This window comes from Streptomyces sp. JN8, from assembly GCF_055808075.1.
In genome coordinates this window covers 5,125,321-5,141,290 of sequence record NZ_CM147852.1, presented here as the reverse complement: position 1 = coordinate 5,141,290, position 15,970 = coordinate 5,125,321, and the positions used below count along the sequence as shown (strand labels likewise).

General features: G+C 72.4%; 12 protein-coding genes. 8 read left to right on the top strand and 4 right to left on the bottom strand.

Annotated elements, in window-relative coordinates; genetic code table 11:
* Positions 1 to 96: 96 nt before the first annotated feature.
* Genes ACY0MR_RS22665 through ACY0MR_RS22655 form a run of 3 tightly spaced genes read left to right on the top strand, consistent with a single transcriptional unit; the run spans position 97 to position 3,845 of the window.
* Complete coding sequence (locus tag ACY0MR_RS22665) at positions 97 to 1,458, top strand: ABC transporter substrate-binding protein (RefSeq protein WP_404082887.1); 1,362 nt, start codon at positions 97 to 99, stop codon at positions 1,456 to 1,458.
* A gap of 9 nt (positions 1,459 to 1,467) precedes the next feature.
* Positions 1,468 to 2,928 carry a carbohydrate ABC transporter permease gene (locus ACY0MR_RS22660; RefSeq protein WP_473554975.1) on the top strand — a complete coding sequence of 487 codons (1,461 nt, stop codon included), beginning with the start codon at positions 1,468 to 1,470 and terminating at the stop codon, positions 2,926 to 2,928.
* A complete protein-coding gene (locus ACY0MR_RS22655; protein WP_361856432.1) occupies positions 2,925 to 3,845 on the top strand; it encodes a carbohydrate ABC transporter permease in 921 nt (306 codons plus the stop codon). Before ACY0MR_RS22660 ends, ACY0MR_RS22655 begins: the two co-directional genes overlap by 4 nt.
* A 65-nt stretch (positions 3,846 to 3,910) precedes the next feature.
* On the opposite strand, the gene ACY0MR_RS22650 is transcribed toward ACY0MR_RS22655, so the two are convergent.
* Positions 3,911 to 4,519, bottom strand: coding sequence for a TetR/AcrR family transcriptional regulator (locus tag ACY0MR_RS22650; RefSeq protein WP_361856430.1), 609 nt, complete (start codon positions 4,517 to 4,519; stop codon positions 3,911 to 3,913).
* Between the two features lie 151 nt (positions 4,520 to 4,670).
* Between ACY0MR_RS22650 and ACY0MR_RS22645 the strand changes: the two genes are divergently transcribed.
* The 3 genes from ACY0MR_RS22645 to ACY0MR_RS22635 are packed head-to-tail and all read left to right on the top strand — an operon-like array spanning position 4,671 to position 7,799.
* A complete protein-coding gene (locus ACY0MR_RS22645; protein WP_473554972.1) occupies positions 4,671 to 5,648 on the top strand; it encodes an ABC transporter permease in 978 nt (325 codons plus the stop codon).
* Positions 5,641 to 6,468, top strand: a complete 828-nt coding sequence (locus tag ACY0MR_RS22640; protein ID WP_473554969.1) for an ABC transporter ATP-binding protein — start codon at positions 5,641 to 5,643, stop codon at positions 6,466 to 6,468. The genes ACY0MR_RS22645 and ACY0MR_RS22640 overlap by 8 nt, the downstream gene beginning before the upstream one ends.
* Positions 6,469 to 6,494: 26 nt before the next feature.
* Positions 6,495 to 7,799, top strand: coding sequence for a glycosyltransferase 87 family protein (locus tag ACY0MR_RS22635; RefSeq protein WP_388798182.1), 1,305 nt, complete (start codon positions 6,495 to 6,497; stop codon positions 7,797 to 7,799).
* A 106-nt stretch (positions 7,800 to 7,905) separates the two neighbouring features.
* Here ACY0MR_RS22635 and ACY0MR_RS22630 read toward each other — a convergent pair whose 3' ends face one another.
* Positions 7,906 to 12,879: an NAD-glutamate dehydrogenase gene (locus tag ACY0MR_RS22630; RefSeq protein ID WP_392863684.1), complete on the bottom strand. Its 4,974-nt coding sequence runs from the start codon at positions 12,877 to 12,879 to the stop codon at positions 7,906 to 7,908.
* A 434-nt stretch (positions 12,880 to 13,313) separates the two neighbouring features.
* Between ACY0MR_RS22630 and ACY0MR_RS22625 the strand changes: the two genes are divergently transcribed.
* Positions 13,314 to 13,868, top strand: coding sequence for a DJ-1/PfpI family protein (locus tag ACY0MR_RS22625; RefSeq protein ID WP_030324431.1), 555 nt, complete (start codon positions 13,314 to 13,316; stop codon positions 13,866 to 13,868).
* A gap of 38 nt (positions 13,869 to 13,906) precedes the next feature.
* Here ACY0MR_RS22625 and ACY0MR_RS22620 read toward each other — a convergent pair whose 3' ends face one another.
* Positions 13,907 to 14,578 (bottom strand): HAD family hydrolase, encoded by a 672-nt coding sequence (locus ACY0MR_RS22620; RefSeq protein ID WP_473554965.1) that lies wholly within the window; start codon positions 14,576 to 14,578, stop codon positions 13,907 to 13,909.
* 78 nt (positions 14,579 to 14,656) lie between these two features.
* On the bottom strand, positions 14,657 to 15,163 hold the full coding sequence (locus ACY0MR_RS22615; protein ID WP_473554963.1) for a DUF6912 family protein: 507 nt from the start codon (positions 15,161 to 15,163) through the stop codon (positions 14,657 to 14,659).
* A 276-nt stretch (positions 15,164 to 15,439) separates the two neighbouring features.
* Here ACY0MR_RS22615 and ACY0MR_RS22610 point away from each other — a divergent pair, with 276 nt between their 5' ends.
* Positions 15,440 to 15,922 (top strand): Rv3235 family protein, encoded by a 483-nt coding sequence (locus ACY0MR_RS22610; protein ID WP_473554961.1) that lies wholly within the window; start codon positions 15,440 to 15,442, stop codon positions 15,920 to 15,922.
* Positions 15,923 to 15,970: the final 48 nt, after the last annotated feature.

Here is a 15,970-nt window from a genome sequence, read left to right as displayed (position 1 = left end):
CCCGGTTGACACGGAAGGCGGTATTGCGGCGCTCCCGCGACCGGGCGTAGACCTGTCGGACGGGACAGCGAAGCGCACGGGAGAGACGGGGCAGCGATGCGTACAACTCTTCGTCCACGCACGACCGCGGTGACCCTCACGGCGTTCACGGCGATCACCGCACTGGCCCTCACGGCCTGCGGTGGCGGTGGATCCGACAAGGACGGGGGCGCGTCCGGCCCCAGCGGCGGCCAGGCCCTGAAGGGGGAGCGGATCGAGGTCGCCGCCGTCTGGACGGGCCCCGAGCAGGAGAACTTCACCAAAGTCCTGAAGGAGTTCGAGAAGCGGACCGGCGCGACCGTCACGTTCGTACCGGCCCAGGACCCGATCGTGAACTTCCTCGGCACGAAGATCGCGGGCGGTTCGCCGCCGGACGTCGCGATGCTCCCGCAGGTCGGCGCCATCCGGCAGGCCGCCGCGCAGAAGTGGCTCAAGCCGGTCGGCCCGGAGGCCGAGGCGCAGCTGGCCGCCAACTACTCGCGCGGCTGGCAGGAGCTCGGCGCGGTCGACGGCACCCAGTACGGCGTCTACTTCAAGGCCGCGAACAAGTCCCTGGTCTGGTACAACTCCGCCGTCTTCGAGAACGCCGGCGCGAGCGAGCCGAAGACCTGGAAGGAGTTCCTCGCCACGGCGGAGACGATATCGGCGTCCGGCGTCACTCCGGTCTCCGTCGGCGGTGCGGACGGCTGGACGCTCACCGACTGGTTCGAGAACATCTACCTCTCCCAGGCGGGCCCGGCCAAGTACGACCAGCTGGCGAAGCACACGATCAAGTGGACCGACCCGTCCGTCACAGCGGCCCTCACCACCCTCGCCGAACTCTTCGGCAAGCCGGCGCTGCTCGCGGGCGGCACGGACGGCGCGCTGCAGACCGAGTACCCGGTGTCGGTCACCCAGACCTTCACCGGCGGTGACACGCCCAAGGGGGCGATGGTCTTCGAGGGCGACTTCGCCGCCGTCAACATCGCCCAGACGAAGGCGAAGATCGGCACGGACGCGAAGGTCTTCCCCTTCCCCACCGTCGGCACGGGCACCACTCCCGTGGTGACGGCCGGCGACGCGGCCGTGGCCCTCAAGGACACCAAGGGCGCCAAGGCGCTGCTCTCCTTCCTCGCCTCCCCGGACGCGGCCAGGATCTGGGCGGCCGAGGGCGGCTTCGTCTCCCCCAACAAGAACCTGGACCCGTCGGCGTACCCGAACGACGTCCAGCGCGAGATCGCCGAGGCGCTGATCGGGGCCGGGGACGACTTCCGCTTCGACATGTCGGACCAGATGCCGCAGTCCTTCGGCGGCACGCCCGGCAAGGGCGAGTGGAAGGCGCTCCAGGACTTCCTGAAGAACCCGAAGGACATCGCGGGGACGCAGGCGCGTCTGGAGAAGGACGCGGAGAAGGCGTACCGGGCCGCGGCGAAGGGCTGAGGTCCCGTCATGCCGAGCCAGGACACGCCCCGGGACGCCTCCGCAGCAGCCGGCGACGGTCCCGGCGCCGACACCGGGACCACGAGCGGGGGCGCCACCCCGACCGGAGCCGGCCGCCGGAAGAAGTCCGCGTCCGGGTCCGGGACCGGCCGCCGGAGCGGTTCACCGGTCGGGACCGGCCGCCGGAGCAGGACGGTCGCGGCGGGATTCGTGCTCCCCGCCCTGGTCCTGCTCGGCGCGCTCGTCGTCTACCCCATCGGCTACTCCGTCCAGCGCTCGTTCTTCGACAGCTCCGGCTCCTCCTTCGTCGGCCTCGACAACTACCTCGCCCTGGTCACCGACGACTCGCTCCGCACCGCCGCCCGCAACAACGTCGTCTGGCTGGTCTTCGCCCCGGTGGTCGCGACCGCCCTCGGGCTGATCTTCGCCGTGCTCACCGAACGGGTGCGCTGGGGAACGGCGTTCAAGCTCGTCGTCTTCATGCCGATGGCGATCTCGATGCTGGCCGCCGGGATCATCTTCCGGCTGGTCTACGAGCAGGACCCGGACCGCGGGGTCGCCAACGCGGTCTGGGTCGGCGTGCACGACACCTTCGCCGAGTCGTCCGGCTTCCCCCGGGCCCGGCCGCTGCCCGTGCACCCGCTGGAGGCGGCGGGCGGCGGCGCGTTCGTCACGAAGGAGCCGGTCCGCGCCGGGCAGCCCGTTCGGCTTCCGCTGATCGGGGTGGCACCGGGCCGGATGCCGGAGGAGGCCCGTCCGGCGCGGGCGCCGGAGACGGTTCAGGGGACGCCGGACACGATCACCGGAACCGCCTGGCTGGACTTCACGCGGGGCGGCGGCGGCCGGCAGAACGCCGTCGACCCGGCCGAACGGGGCCTCGCGGGCCTGCGGATCGAGGCGGTGCGGGACGGCACGGTGGTCGCGCGGACCACGGCGGCGGCCGACGGCAGCTTCACCCTGCCCGCCGACCGGGCCGACGGGGCCGTGCTGCGGCTGCCCGCGAGCAACTTCCGCGAGCAGTACAACGGCGTGGAGTGGCTCGGCCCCCGGCTGGTCACCCCGGCGGTCATCGGCGCCTACGTGTGGATGTGGGCCGGGTTCGCGATGGTGCTGATCGGCGCCGGACTCGCCGCCGTCCCGCGCGAACTCCTGGAGGCCGCGCGGGTGGACGGGGCGAACGAGTGGCAGGTGTTCCGCCGGATCACCGTCCCGCTGCTCGCGCCGGTCCTCGCGGTCGTGCTCGTCACCCTGATGATCAACGTGCTGAAGGTCTTCGACCTGGTCTTCGTCATCGCGCCCGGATCCGCCCAGGACGACGCGAACGTGCTCGCGCTCCAGCTGTACCGCTCGTCGTTCGGTACGGACGCCGATCTCGGGATCGGCTCGGCCATCGCCGTCCTGCTGCTGCTCCTGGTGGTCCCGGTGATGGTCCTCAACATCCGCCGCCTGCGCCGGGAGGCCCGCCGATGAGTTCCTCCGCCACCCGCACGCGCGCGCGTACCGGCGCCGCCGCTCCGCCGCCGGGCTCCCCGGCCCCCCGGTCGCTCGCGGCGCGGGCCGCCGCCCGGGCCGCCGGGGGCGCGGTCCGGGTGTTCCTCGTGCTGACCGGGCTCTTCTGGCTGCTGCCGACCGTCGGTCTGCTGCTCTCCTCGCTCCGCTCGCCCTCCGACATCGCGGCGACCGGCTGGTGGCAGGTGCTCACGGCCCCGGCCCAGCTCACCACCGAGAACTACACCCGGCTCCTCGCGAACGAGACGATCACCGACTCGCTGCTCTCCACGGTCCTGATCACCGTCCCGTCCACGCTGCTCGTCCTGCTCCTCGGCTCCTTCGCCGGGTACGCCTTCGCCTGGCTGGACTTCCCCGGCAGGGACTGGTGGTTCCTCGGGGTGGTCGCGCTCCTTGTGGTCCCGGTGCAGGTGGCGCTCGTCCCGGTGTCGAAGCTCTTCGGCGCGGTCGGGCTCTTCGAGACGACGGCCGGCGTGGTGCTCTTCCACACGGCCTTCGGCCTGCCGTTCGCGATCTTCCTGCTGCGGAACTTCTTCGCGGAGATCCCGCGCGAGCTCCTGGAGGCCGCGCGGCTCGACGGGGCCGGCGAGGTGCGGCTCTTCACCCGGGTGGTGCTGCCGCTCGGCGGTCCGGCGATCGCCTCGCTGGGGATCTTCCAGTTCCTGTGGGTGTGGAACGACATGCTGATCGCGCTGGTCTTCGCGGACTCGCAGTCGCCGCCGATCACGGTGGCGCTCCAGCAGCAGGTGCGGCAGTTCGGGAACAACGTCGACGTGCTGGCGCCGGGGGCGTTCGTGTCGATGGTGGTGCCGCTGGTGGTCTTCTTCGCGTTCCAGCGCCAGTTCGCCTCGGGGGTGATGGCGGGCGCGGTGAAGTAGCCGCCCCGAGTCCCCCGGCACGAGGCCCGGTCAGGTCCCCCGGCCGCGGTGAGGTGGCCGTACGGTCAGGAGGCCCCGGCCCTGAGCGCCGCCACCGCCGACCGCGCCAGATCGTCCACGTACCCGGCGGGCAGCGGGGCGCGGACCACGACGAGGCGCCAGTAGAGGGGCCCGACGACCAGGTCGAGGGCGCGGCCCGGGTCGGTGCCCTCGGGGAGTTCGCCGCGCTCGACGGCCTCGCGGACGATGTGGGTCACGACGCCCTGCTGGCCGTCGAGCAGCGCGGCCGTGACGGCCTCGGCGATCTCGGGCTGCCGGGCCGCCTCGACGAGCAGGTCCGGGATGACCTGTGAGGCGACGGGGTGGCGCAGCGCGTGCGAGGCGACCTGGAGGAGCGCGCGCACATCCCCGTCCAGGGATCCGGTGGCGGGCGCGGGCAGCCCCTGGGCGGCGAAGGCCCCGACGAGGTCGAGGACGAGGGCGAGCTTGGACTTCCAGCGCCGGTAGACGGCGGTCTTGCCGACGCCCGCGCGGCGCGCGATGCCCTCGATGGACATCCGGGCGAAGCCGACGGCCGCGAGCTCCTCGAAGACGGCGGCGCGGATGGCCTCGGTCACGTCCTCACGGAGTACGGCGGCTCCGGCGGGGGCGCGGCGGGGCGTCGGATCGGTCATGAACGGCATCCTAACCGGCGGCGACGCCCCGAGGTCGTCACGACGATACGGTTGCGTTGCGACGCTGGGGCGCCCTACTCTCCCCGTAGCGACGATACGGACCCGTTCCATCGCCGAGGCTGCCCGCACCCTTCGTCGAAAGCGCCCCGCCGTGACCACCCAGACGTTCACTCCGCCCCCGCCGAACCCTCCTCCTCCGCGGACGGCGACCCCGTCGGCGGCGACCCCGCTCCGGGCGACCCCGCCCCCGGCGGCCGCCGTGGAGGACCTGGGCGAGCTCGCCCGCCGCCACGGCCTCACCGTCAGCGGCGCCCGCCCCTCGCTGCCGACCTACGCCCGGCAGATCTGGTCCCGCCGCGACTTCATCGCCGCCTTCGCGACCGCCCGCCTGACCGCGCAGTACAGCCAGGCGCGCCTGGGCCAGGTCTGGCAGGTGATGACCCCGCTGCTCAACGCGGCCGTCTACTACCTGATCTTCGGCGTCCTCATGGACGCCAAGGCCGGGGTCGCCGACTACGTGCCCTTCCTGATCACGGGCATCTTCGTGTGGACCTTCACCTCGAACACGATCCTGGCCGGCACCCGGGCCATCAGCGGCAACCTGGGCCTGGTCCGTGCCCTGCACTTCCCCCGGGCGAGCCTGCCGATCTCCCTGTCGCTCCAGCAGCTCCAGCAGCTGCTGCTCTCGCTGGCCGCCCTGGTCATGATCCTGTTCGGGCTGGGCCAGTTCCCCACCTGGAGCTGGTTCCTCGCGGTCCCCGCACTGCTCTGCCAGGCCCTGTTCAACACCGGCGTCGCGCTGGTCCTCGCCCGGCTCGCGGCCCGCACGCCGGACATCTCGCAGCTGATGCCCTTCGTGCTCCGGACCTGGATGTACGCCTCGGGCGCGATGTGGTCGATCCAGAACCTGGCGAGCAGCGGACGCTTCCCCGACGGCGTGGTGCTCGCCCTCCAGTGCAACCCGGCGGCGGTCTACATCGACCTGATGCGCTTCGCGCTGATCGAGAGCTACACCTCGGCGCAGCTGCCGCCGCACGTCTGGGCGCTCGCCGTCGGCTGGGCCCTGGTCGCCTTCGCCGGCGGTTTCGTGTGGTTCTGGAAGGCGGAGGAGACGTACGGCCGTGGCTGACCCGCAGAACACCCCCGCACCCCTCCCCTCACCCACCGTCGTGGTCGACGGAGTGCACGTCACCTACACCGTCAACGGCGGCGGCCCGGGCGGCCGCGGCGCGGCGACCGCCGCGCTGGGCCGGATGCTCCGGCGCGGCGGGAGGACGCCGGCCGGGACCCGGGTGCACGCCGTCCGCGGCGTCAGCTTCGTCGCGCGCCGGGGCGAGGCAATTGGCCTGATCGGTTCGAACGGATCTGGGAAATCGACCCTTCTGAAGGCCGTCGCGGGCCTCCAGCCCGTCGAGCGGGGCCGGGTGTACACCGACGGGCAGCCCTCGCTGCTCGGCGTCAACGCGGCCCTCATGAACGACCTCACCGGCGAGCGGAACGTCATCCTGGGCGGTCTCGCGATGGGCATGAGCCGCACGGAGGTCCACGCGCGCTACGACGAGATCGTGGACTTCTCCGGCATCAACGAGAAGGACGACGCGATCTCCCGCCCCATGGGGACGTACTCCTCCGGCATGGGGGCCCGGCTCCGCTTCTCCATCGCCGCCGCGAAGAGCCATGACGTCCTGCTCATCGACGAGGCCCTGTCCACCGGCGACGCCCGCTTCCGCCGCCGGAGCCGGCAGCGGATCGACGAGCTGCGCGCGGAGGCCGGGACGGTCTTCCTGGTCAGCCACTCGAACTCGACGATCACGGAGACCTGCGAGCGGGCGCTGTGGCTGGAGCACGGCGTCCTGCGGATGGACGGCCCGGCCGGGGAGGTCGTGGCGGCGTACGAGGAGTTCACCGCGAAAGCAGCCGGAACCGGGACGGGACAAAGGGGCAAATAAGACATAAAGGGCTACAGTACGGAGGGATGACGACCGATCACCCCCCGCCGCCGCAAGGGACCCGCGCCGAGCCGCCCCGGCTCACCGGGTCCCCCTTCGACTCGGACACCTTCACCTCCGCCACCTTCGTCACGGTCGGCCGCGGCCCCTACCTCGCCGTCGCCTCCGTCTGGCTGATCACCCGCGTCGGCATGGTGCTGCTGCTCCTCCGCGACACCCTCGGCATCGGGGGCGTCGGCCGCGAGGTGGAGCTCTACCGCTACTGGTACGCGCAGTTCGCCCAGGGCACCTTCCCGCCCGGCGACGCCACCTGGCAGTACCCGCCCGGCGCAGGGCTCGTGATCATGTCGCCGGGCCTCCTCCCCTGGCTGACGTACGTCCAGGCCTTCACGGTCCTCACCCTGCTGGCCGACGCGGTCGTCACCGCCGCGCTCGCCCGCGCCGACAGCGCCCGCCTCACCCACGGCGCCTGGATCTGGGTCTGCGGACTGCCGCTGCTCCTGCACCTGCCGCTCGCCCGCCTCGACGTGCAGAGCACCGCCCTCGCCGTCCTCGCGCTGCTCGCGCTCGGCGCCCGCCGGACCGCCGCCCACCGGCTCGGCGGGGCGCTCGCCGCCCTCGGCGCGATGGTCAAGGTCTGGCCCGCGCTCGCCCTCATCGGCACGCCCCGGGGGCGCACCACCCGGGAGGCCTGGACCGCCGCGCTCGTCACCGCGCTCGCCCTCCTCGCCACCCTCGCCCTGTTCTTCTCCGACTCCCTCGGCTTCCTGCGCCAGCAGGGCAGCCGCGGCATCCAGATCGAGTCCCTCGGCGGCACGGCCCTCGCGCTCGCCGGGGCCGTCGGCGCCTGGCCGGGCCGGGTCGAGTTCCGCTACGGGGCCTTCGAGTACGTCGGCCCGTACGTCTCCACCCTCGGCCACCTCGCCCTGCTGCTCACCGTCATCGCCTTCGGCTGGCTGCTCCTGTGGCGCGTCCGGGCCCACCGCTGGACCGCCGCCACCCCGTTCGACGCGGCCCTCACCGCCGTCCTGCTGTTCACCGTCACCAGCCGGGTGATCAGCCCCCAGTACATGGTCTGGCTGCTCGGCCTCGCAGCCGTCTGCCTCACCTCGCGCAGCACCGTGATGCGCCCGGTGGCCCTCCTGCTGCTCCCGGCGGCCGCCCTGAGCTCCCTCGCGTACCCCGTGCTGTACGACCACGTCGTCGCCGGCACCACCGAGGGGCTGACGGTGATGGTCCTCCGCAACGGCCTGCTGCTCGCGGCGACCGCCCTCGCCGCCCGCCGCCTGTGGACGTCGACCGTGCCGGGCCCCCCGGAGGAGACGGCGTAGGACGCCGCTCAGGACACGGGAAGGGCCCCGCCGGAGATCCGGCGGGGCCCTTCCTCACGAGCGGCCGAGCGGCCGGGCGGCCGGTCCAGACCGGGCCGCCGGGCGACTAGGCGTGCGTCCGCAGGAGCGTGCGCATGGTCCGCATCGCCACCGACAGGTTCGCCAGGTCGAAGGTGTCCGAGCCCTGGATCTCCTCCAGGGTCGTCCGCGCGCGGCCCAGGATCGCCGCGTTCTTCTCCTCCCAGTCCTTGAACCGCTGCTCCGGGCTGGACTCGCCGTCCCCGGCCGCGAGGACGTCCGCGGTCAGCGCCGCGTGCGCCGCGAACAGGTCCTCGCGGATGGACGCCCGGGCCATCGACTGCCACCGGTCGTCGCGCGGCAGCTCGATGATCCGGTCCATCAGGTCGGTGATCCGCAGCCGGTCGGCCAGGTCGTAGTAGACCTCGGCCACGGCCAGCGGGTCCTTGCCCGTGCGGTCCGCGATCCCCACGATGTCGAGGATCGGGAAGGCGGAGGAGAAGCCGGCCACCCGCAGCGCGAGCTCCTCCGGCACGCCGACCTCGGTCAGCTCCTCCACGATCGACTGGTACCACTCCAGGTCCGCGCCGCGCAGCAGGTTCGGCAGCTGCGCCCAGACCTGCTCGACGCGCTCGGCGAAGAACTCGATGGTCTCGGTGAGCTGGAGCGGCTGGGGGCGGTTGTTGAGCAGCCAGCGCGTACCGCGCTCGACCAGCCGGCGGGAGTGCAGCCGCATCCGGGTCTGGACGTCGGCCGGCACCTGGTTGTCGAGGGCCTCGACGGCGTCCCAGACCTGCCCGAGGCGGAAGACGACACGGGCCGCGGTCTGCGCCCGGACGATCTCCTCGATCGACGCGCCGGTCTCCTCGCGGAGGCGGTGCAGGAAGGTCGAGCCGCCGCCGTTGACGGTGTCGTTGACCAGGACGGTGGTGATGATCTCGCGGCGCAGCGGGTGGCTGTCGACGGCCTCGGTGAACTTCTCGCGCAGCAGCGTCGGGAAGTACGCGTGGAGCAGCCCGCGCAGGTACGGGTCGTCCGGCAGCTCGGTGCCGATCAGCTCGTCGGCCACCGTGATCTTGGTGTACGCGAGGAGGACGGCGAGCTCCGGCTGGCTCAGGCCGCGGCCGTTGTTGAGCAGTTCGCGGATCTGCCGGTCGTTGGGCAGGAACTCCAGGGAGCGGTCGAGGGCCCCGTCGCGGCCCAGGCGGCGCATGAAGCGCTGGTGGGCGTGGAGCAGGGACGGCGACTGGGCGACGGCGTTGGCGAGGGCCGTGTTCTGCGCGTAGTTGTTGCGCAGCACGAGCGTGCCGACCTCGTCGGTCATCTCCGCGAGGATCTTGTTGCGCTGCTTGACGGTCATGTCGCCCTCGGCGACGAGCCCGTTGAGCAGGATCTTGATGTTGACCTCGTGGTCGGAGGTGTCCACGCCGGCGCTGTTGTCGATCGCGTCGGTGTTGACCTTGCCGCCCTCGCCCCGGGGTCCGCCGCTGCGGGCGAACTCGATGCGGCCCAGCTGGGTCGCGCCGAGGTTGCCGCCCTCGCCGATCACCTGGGCGCGGACGTCCTGGCCGTCGACGCGGATGGCGTCGTTGGCCTTGTCGCCGACGTCGGCGTTGGACTCGGCCGAGGACTTGACGTACGTGCCGATGCCGCCGTTCCACAGCAGGTCGACGGGCGCGTGGAGCACGGCCTTCATCAGCTCGGCCGGAGTCATCTTGGTGATCCCGTCCTCGATGCCGAGGGCGGCCCTGACCTGCGCGTTGACCGGGATCGACTTGGCGCTGCGGGGGTGGATGCCACCGCCGGCGGAGAGCAGCGAGGTGTCGTAGTCGGCCCAGGACGAGCGGGGCAGCTCGAAGAGGCGGCGGCGCTCGGCGTACGAGACGGCCGCGTCCGGGTTCGGGTCGAGGAAGATGTGCCGGTGGTCGAAGGCCGCGACGAGCCGGATGTGCTCGCTCAGCAGCATGCCGTTGCCGAAGACGTCGCCGGACATGTCGCCGACGCCGACGACCGTGAAGTCCTCGGTCTGGGTGTCGTGGCCGAGCTCGCGGAAGTGCCGCTTGACGGACTCCCAGGCGCCGCGGGCGGTGATGCCCATGCCCTTGTGGTCGTAGCCGGCGGAGCCGCCGGAGGCGAACGCGTCGCCGAGCCAGAAGCCGTACGCCTCGGCGACCCCGTTGGCGATGTCGGAGAAGGTCGCGGTGCCCTTGTCGGCGGCGACCACCAGGTAGGTGTCGTCCTCGTCGTGGCGGACCACGTCGACCGGCGGCACGACCTCGCCCGCGACCAGGTTGTCGGTGATGTCGAGCAGCGCCGAGATGAAGGTCTTGTACGAGGCGACGCCCTCGGCCAGCCAGGCGTCGCGGTCCACGGACGGGTCCGGGAGCTGCTTGGCGACGAAGCCGCCCTTGGCGCCGACGGGCACGATGACGGTGTTCTTCACCATCTGCGCCTTGACCAGGCCGAGGATCTCCGTACGGAAGTCCTCACGGCGGTCGGACCAGCGCAGGCCGCCTCGGGCGACCTTGCCGAAGCGCAGGTGGACGCCCTCGACGCGCGGGGAGTACACCCAGATCTCGAAGGCCGGACGGGGCGCCGGGAGGTCCGGGATGGCCTGCGGGTCGAACTTCATCGACACGTAGGAGTGCGGGGAGCCGTCGGCGGTCTTCTGGAAGAAGTTCGTCCGCAGGGTGGCCTTGATGACGGTCAGGAAGGACCGCAGGATCCGGTCCTCGTCCAGGCTCGCGACCTGGTCGAGGGCGGCGTCCAGCTCCTCCAGGAGGGCGTCGATCAGCTCGGTGCCGGCGCGCTGGCGCTCCGGGGCCATCCGGGCCTCGAAGAGGTTGACCAGCAGCCGGGTGGTGTGGACGTTGTTGCGGAGGGTGTCCTCCATGTAGTCCTGGCTGAAGGTCGCACCGGCCTGGCGCAGGTACTTGGCGTAGGCGCGCAGCACCATGGCCTCGCGCCAGGTGAGCCCGGCGGAGAGGACGAGCGAGTTGAAGTTGTCGTTCTCGGCCTGGCCGGTCCAGGTGGCGGCGAAGGCCTCCTGGAAGCGCCCGCGGGCGTCGTCGCCGAGGTAGTCGCCGCCGTTGCCGGTCGTGACGGGCATCCGCAGGCCGAAGTCGTAGACCCAGGCGTGGGTGCGGTCGGCGCAGCGCAGCTCGTACGGACGCTCGTCGGTCACCTCGACGCCGAGCCGGTTGAGCACCGGGAGGACGGCGGAGAGGGAGATCGGGTCGCCCGTCGTGTAGATCTTGAAGCGGCGCTCGCCGGGGCCCGCGCCGACCGGCTCGTAGAGCGACAGCGCGAAGTCCTTGCCGCCCTCGGTCCGGATGAGGGCCTCCAGGTGGCCCAGGTCGGCGACGGCCGCGCGCGGCGAGTGGTCGGCCTTGTAGCCCTCGGGGAAGGCGTTGCCGTAGCGGCGGAGCAGTTCCGCGGCGCGCTCCTCGCCGCACTCGGCGTTGAGGGCCTCGGCGAAGCCGTCGGACCAGGAGCGGGCGGCCTCGACGAGCCGGGCCTCGATGCGGTCGACGTCGGCGTCGGTGAGCTTGGCCAGCTCGGTGCCGGGCTGGACGCGGACGACGAAGTGCAGCCGGGACAGGATCGACTCGGTGTTCCAGGCGGTGAAGTCGACGCTGGTGCCGCCGAGCTCCTCCTTGAGGATGTCGATGATCCGCAGCCGGACGCGGGTCGTGTAGCGGTCGCGCGGCAGGTAGACGAGGGCCGAGTAGTAGCGGCCGTACTCGTCCTGGCGCAGGTACAGCCGCAGCCGGCGCCGCTCCTGCAGGTACAGGACGCTGGTGACGACGGACCGGAGCTGGTCGGCCGGGGTCTGGAAGAGCTCGTCGCGCGGGTAGGTCTCCAGGATCTGGAGCAGGTCGCGGCCGTCGTGGCTGTTGGGCGAGAAGCCCGCGCCCGCCAGGACCTCCTGGACCTTGCGCTTGACGACGGGGACGCGGCGCACGGACTCGGTGTAGGCGGCAGAGGAGAACAGGCCGAGGAAGCGGCGCTCGCCGACGACGTTGCCGTCGGCGTCGAACTTCTTCACGCCGACGTAGTCGAGGTACGAGGGGCGGTGCACGGTCGAGCGGCTGTTGGCCTTCGTCAGGATCAGCAGCTTGTGCTCGCGCGCCTTGGCGCGGACGTCCTCGGGCAGCCGGCTGAAGGAGGGCGAGACGGGGTGGGCGTGGTGGCCCTCGTCGTCGCCCGCGTGCTGCGGGTCGGAGCGCAGGATGCCGAGACCGGTGCCGGGGACGGCGGACAGGGCGTCGCCGTCGAGCAGCTGGTACTCGCGGTAGCCGAGGAAGGTGAAGTGGTCGTCGGCGAGCCAGCGCAGCAGCTCGCGGGCCTCCTCCACCTCGGTCGGGCGCAGGTCGGAGGCGGTGGGCTCGTCCGGGAGGCCTTCGGCGATCCGCAGGGCGGCGTCGCGCATCTTCTCCCAGTCCTCGACCGTCTCGCGGACGTCGGACAGGACGCGCAGCAGGTCGGAGGTGATCTGCTTGAGGTCGGCGCGGTCGGTCTCGCGGTCGATCTCGACGTGGATCCAGGACTCGGTGAGCGCGTCGTGCGGCAGCTCGCCCTCGATCTGCGCCGACAGGACCTCGATGAGGCGGCCCGTGAGGTCGCGGCGGACGAGGACCTGCGGGTGGATCACGACGTGGATGCCGCGGCCCTGGCGCGAGAGCTCGTTGGTGACCGAGTCCACGAGGAACGGCATGTCGTCGGTGACGACCTCGACGACGGAGTGGCTGCTCGTCCAGCCGTTCTCCTCGACCGTCGGGGTGTGGACGCGCACGTTCGCCGTGCCCTGCGGGCGGTTCTCCGCGAGGCGGTAGTGAGAGAGCGCCGCGCCGAACACGTCGACCGGGTCCCGGTCGCCGAGGTCCTCCGGGGCGGTGTGCAGGTAGTAGCGCTGGAGGTACTCGAGCACGGTGTCCCGGTCCGGGCGCTTCCCGGCACCCTCCGGGCCCGTCGGAAGTCGCCCCCCGACCGGGCTGTGCTCAGCAACCCGAGCGGCCTTTTCGAGCAGCTCGGCCTTGGCTTCGTCCAGCTTGGTCTGCATGTCCTCTGACTCCTGTCGCGCGCCGTTGCGTGACGTCGGTGGAAGAAAGGACAGAGCGACGCCTCGACGCGGTGTTTCCGGTCGAAGACGACGCTATGCCCGAATGAGAGATGCCCGGGTCGTTATCGGCCACGGAGAGCGGCGCGCCCGGACGGAGAGGATCGGCGAACGCACGGTCGGCCCGGCCGCTGTCGCGGACCGGGCGGCAGCCGGGGGCTTCACTGCCCCCTCGGCGTATCGCGCTGATCACGGGAAAAGCCTATCGCCCCCGACCCCCGAACCGTCATGAGCCGTATGTGTACAAAAGAGGGGGTGGAAGTTTGACGTTATGGACAGCGACACATGTCCTCTTGGCAAAGCGTCCCGCCGCGGGCAGCGTGTACGCGAGCATGGGCGCAGCACGGCAGACCGACCATCTCTGTTCTGGGAGAGCCATGGCGAAGATCCTGATCGTGACCGGGGACGCGGCGGAGTCGCTGGAGGTCATGTACCCCTACCAGCGGCTGCTCGAAGAGGGCTACGAGGTCGACATCGCGGCCCCGGCCCGCAAGCAGCTCCGCTTCGTCGTCCACGACTTCGAGCCGGGCTTCGACACGTACACCGAGAAGCCCGGCTACACCTGGCCCGCGGACCTGGCCTTCTCCGAGGTCGATCCGGGCGCGTACGCGGCGGTGGTGATCCCGGGCGGGCGGGCGCCGGAGTACCTGCGCAACGACCCGGAGCTCCGCAAGATCCTCAAGGCCTTCTTCGACGCGGACAAGCCGGTGGCCCAGATCTGCCACGGGCCGCTCCTGACGGCCGCGGTCGGCGGTCTGGAGGGGCGCCGGGTCACCGCCTACCCGGCCCTGGAGCTGGACATGCAGGCGGCCGGTGCGACCTTCCAGGACAGCGCGGCGGTGGTGGACGGCCTCCTGGTCTCCTCCCGCGCGTGGCCGGACCACCCGACCTGGATGCGCGAGTTCCTGAAGGTGCTGCGGGCCAAGGCCTGACACCCGCTCCGGCAGCGGTCCGGCGCCGGACCGGTCCGTCAGACCAGTTCCTCCGCCACGGCCACGGCCTCCGCGAGCGAGTCCACGACCGGGACGCCGACCCGCTCCAGCGAGGCACGGCTGTGCGAGCCGCCGGTGTAGAGCACGGCCCGGGCCCCGACGTGCGCCGCCGCGAGGGCGTCGTCCGCGGCGTCGCCGATGACGACGACCCGGTCGGCCGAGACGCCCTCCAGCGCCGCGAGGTGCCGCACCATGTGCCCCGACTTGCCGTCCGTGGACGCGTCGATCCGGCCGTCCATCCGGACGAACCGGTCCGCGATCCCGTACCGGTGGACCAGCGGCACGAGGTCCGCGTGCGGCGCGAGCGACAGCAGCGACTGGGTGAACCCGGACGCCTGACGCGCCGCGAGCAGCTCCGCCGCTCCGGAGGTCAGCCCGCACCCCTCGGCCCGCGCCCAGTAGTGCCGGTGGAAGACCCCGTCCATGAGGGACCACTCGGCGTCGGTGGGCAACCGCCCCATGAGCCGCTCGTAGAACCTGGGCACCGGCACGGTGTACAGCTCGCGGTACCGCTCCAGCGTGATCGGTTCGAGTCCCAGCTCGGCGAAGGCCGCGTTGGTCGCGCCGATCACCGCGGTGATGTCGTCGAGCAGTGTGCCGTTCCAGTCCCAGACCAGGTGCTTGCCGCGCAAGCCGTCGTGCTTCCCCATGGAAAGACGGTACCCGCCGCCACCGACGGCCAGACCCGCGGACTCCGGCCCGCCGGATCCGGCGGGCGGGCCCTGGCGTCAGCCCAGCAGCGCGGGGATCTCCTGCACCCCGAACCAGAGCAGTTCGTGGTCCTCGGCCCCGTCGACGACGAACTGCGCGTCGTCGTCGCCGCGGTCCGCCGCGCCCAGGGCGTCCGCCGCGGCCGTCACGTCCGCCGTCGCGTCGTCGGCGTCCGCGTGGACGGCCGCGGCCTTGGCGAGCCGGACGGGTCCGGCGATCCGGACCTCGCCGATGGAGTCGACGGTGAGCGGCCCCTCGGAGGCGGTGGCGGCGTCCTCGTCGGCGACGTCGACGGCGACGACGATCCGGCGCCGGGGTGCCTCGGGATCGCCGGCGAGCAGCCGCAGGGAGGCGGACGCGGCCCGGTTGAGCGCCGCGTACTCCAGCTCCTCGATGTCGTCGGAGACGTACCACTCGCGCAGGGCGGGGGTGACGGCGTAGGCGGTCAGCGGACCGGGGCCCAGCTCGCCCGCCTTGTGCGCCTGTGCGAGACCGGGGAGGGTCAGGGGGACGTACACGCGCATGGCTGGCCGCTTTCGTAGACGGAGAGGCCCTCAGGATACGTGCGGAGTCCCCCTTCGGGGTGGCCGGCCGACAGGGCCGTACGTCCATCCCGGAGAGCCGCCCTCGGGACCCCCGGGAGCCGATTTTCCGTCGCGTCACCCGGATAGGTGATTCCACTGTCGGGCCGCCCGGCCGCCGCGGGGCGCTTGCGGCCCCTCCGAGCCCGCCCGTACAAGATCCCCTACAGAAAGTTACCGACCGGTACCACTCGGTGACGCGACGACAGGGGCAGGCCCATGACCACCACCCTCACCACGACCGACACCCCGCGCCCCCGCAGGGCGCCCGGCGGCCCCGCGGGCACCCGCCCCCGCGGCCCGGCGGGCACCCGCCCCCGTGGTGCCCGCCCGCGCGCCCTGCCCCCGCACACCGTCTTCGCCGAACGCCTCCTCGCCGTGCTGAGCGGCGAACGCCCGGTCCACTGGATGCTCGGCCACACCGTCGGCGAGGCCTACGAACAGCTCGTCCGGATCGCCCCCGGAACCCCCCTGCGCTCCCTCGGCCCGCGCCCGGTCCTGCGCCGCTGCTCCGTCCAGGTGGACGAGGACCGGTCGGCCGTGGAGGCCTTCGCCAGCATCGCCACCGGCGCCCGCGTCCGCGCCATGGCGTTCCGGCTGGAGCGCGGCGAGGACCTGCGCTGGCGCTGCGCCGCGGTGGAGCTCGACGGCCTGGGCACCCCGCCCCGCCCCGCGGCGCCCTCCGCACCCCGGCCGGCATGACGAAGGGGCCGGCCGCCCACCGGGCGACCGACCCCTCGTCTAACGGCT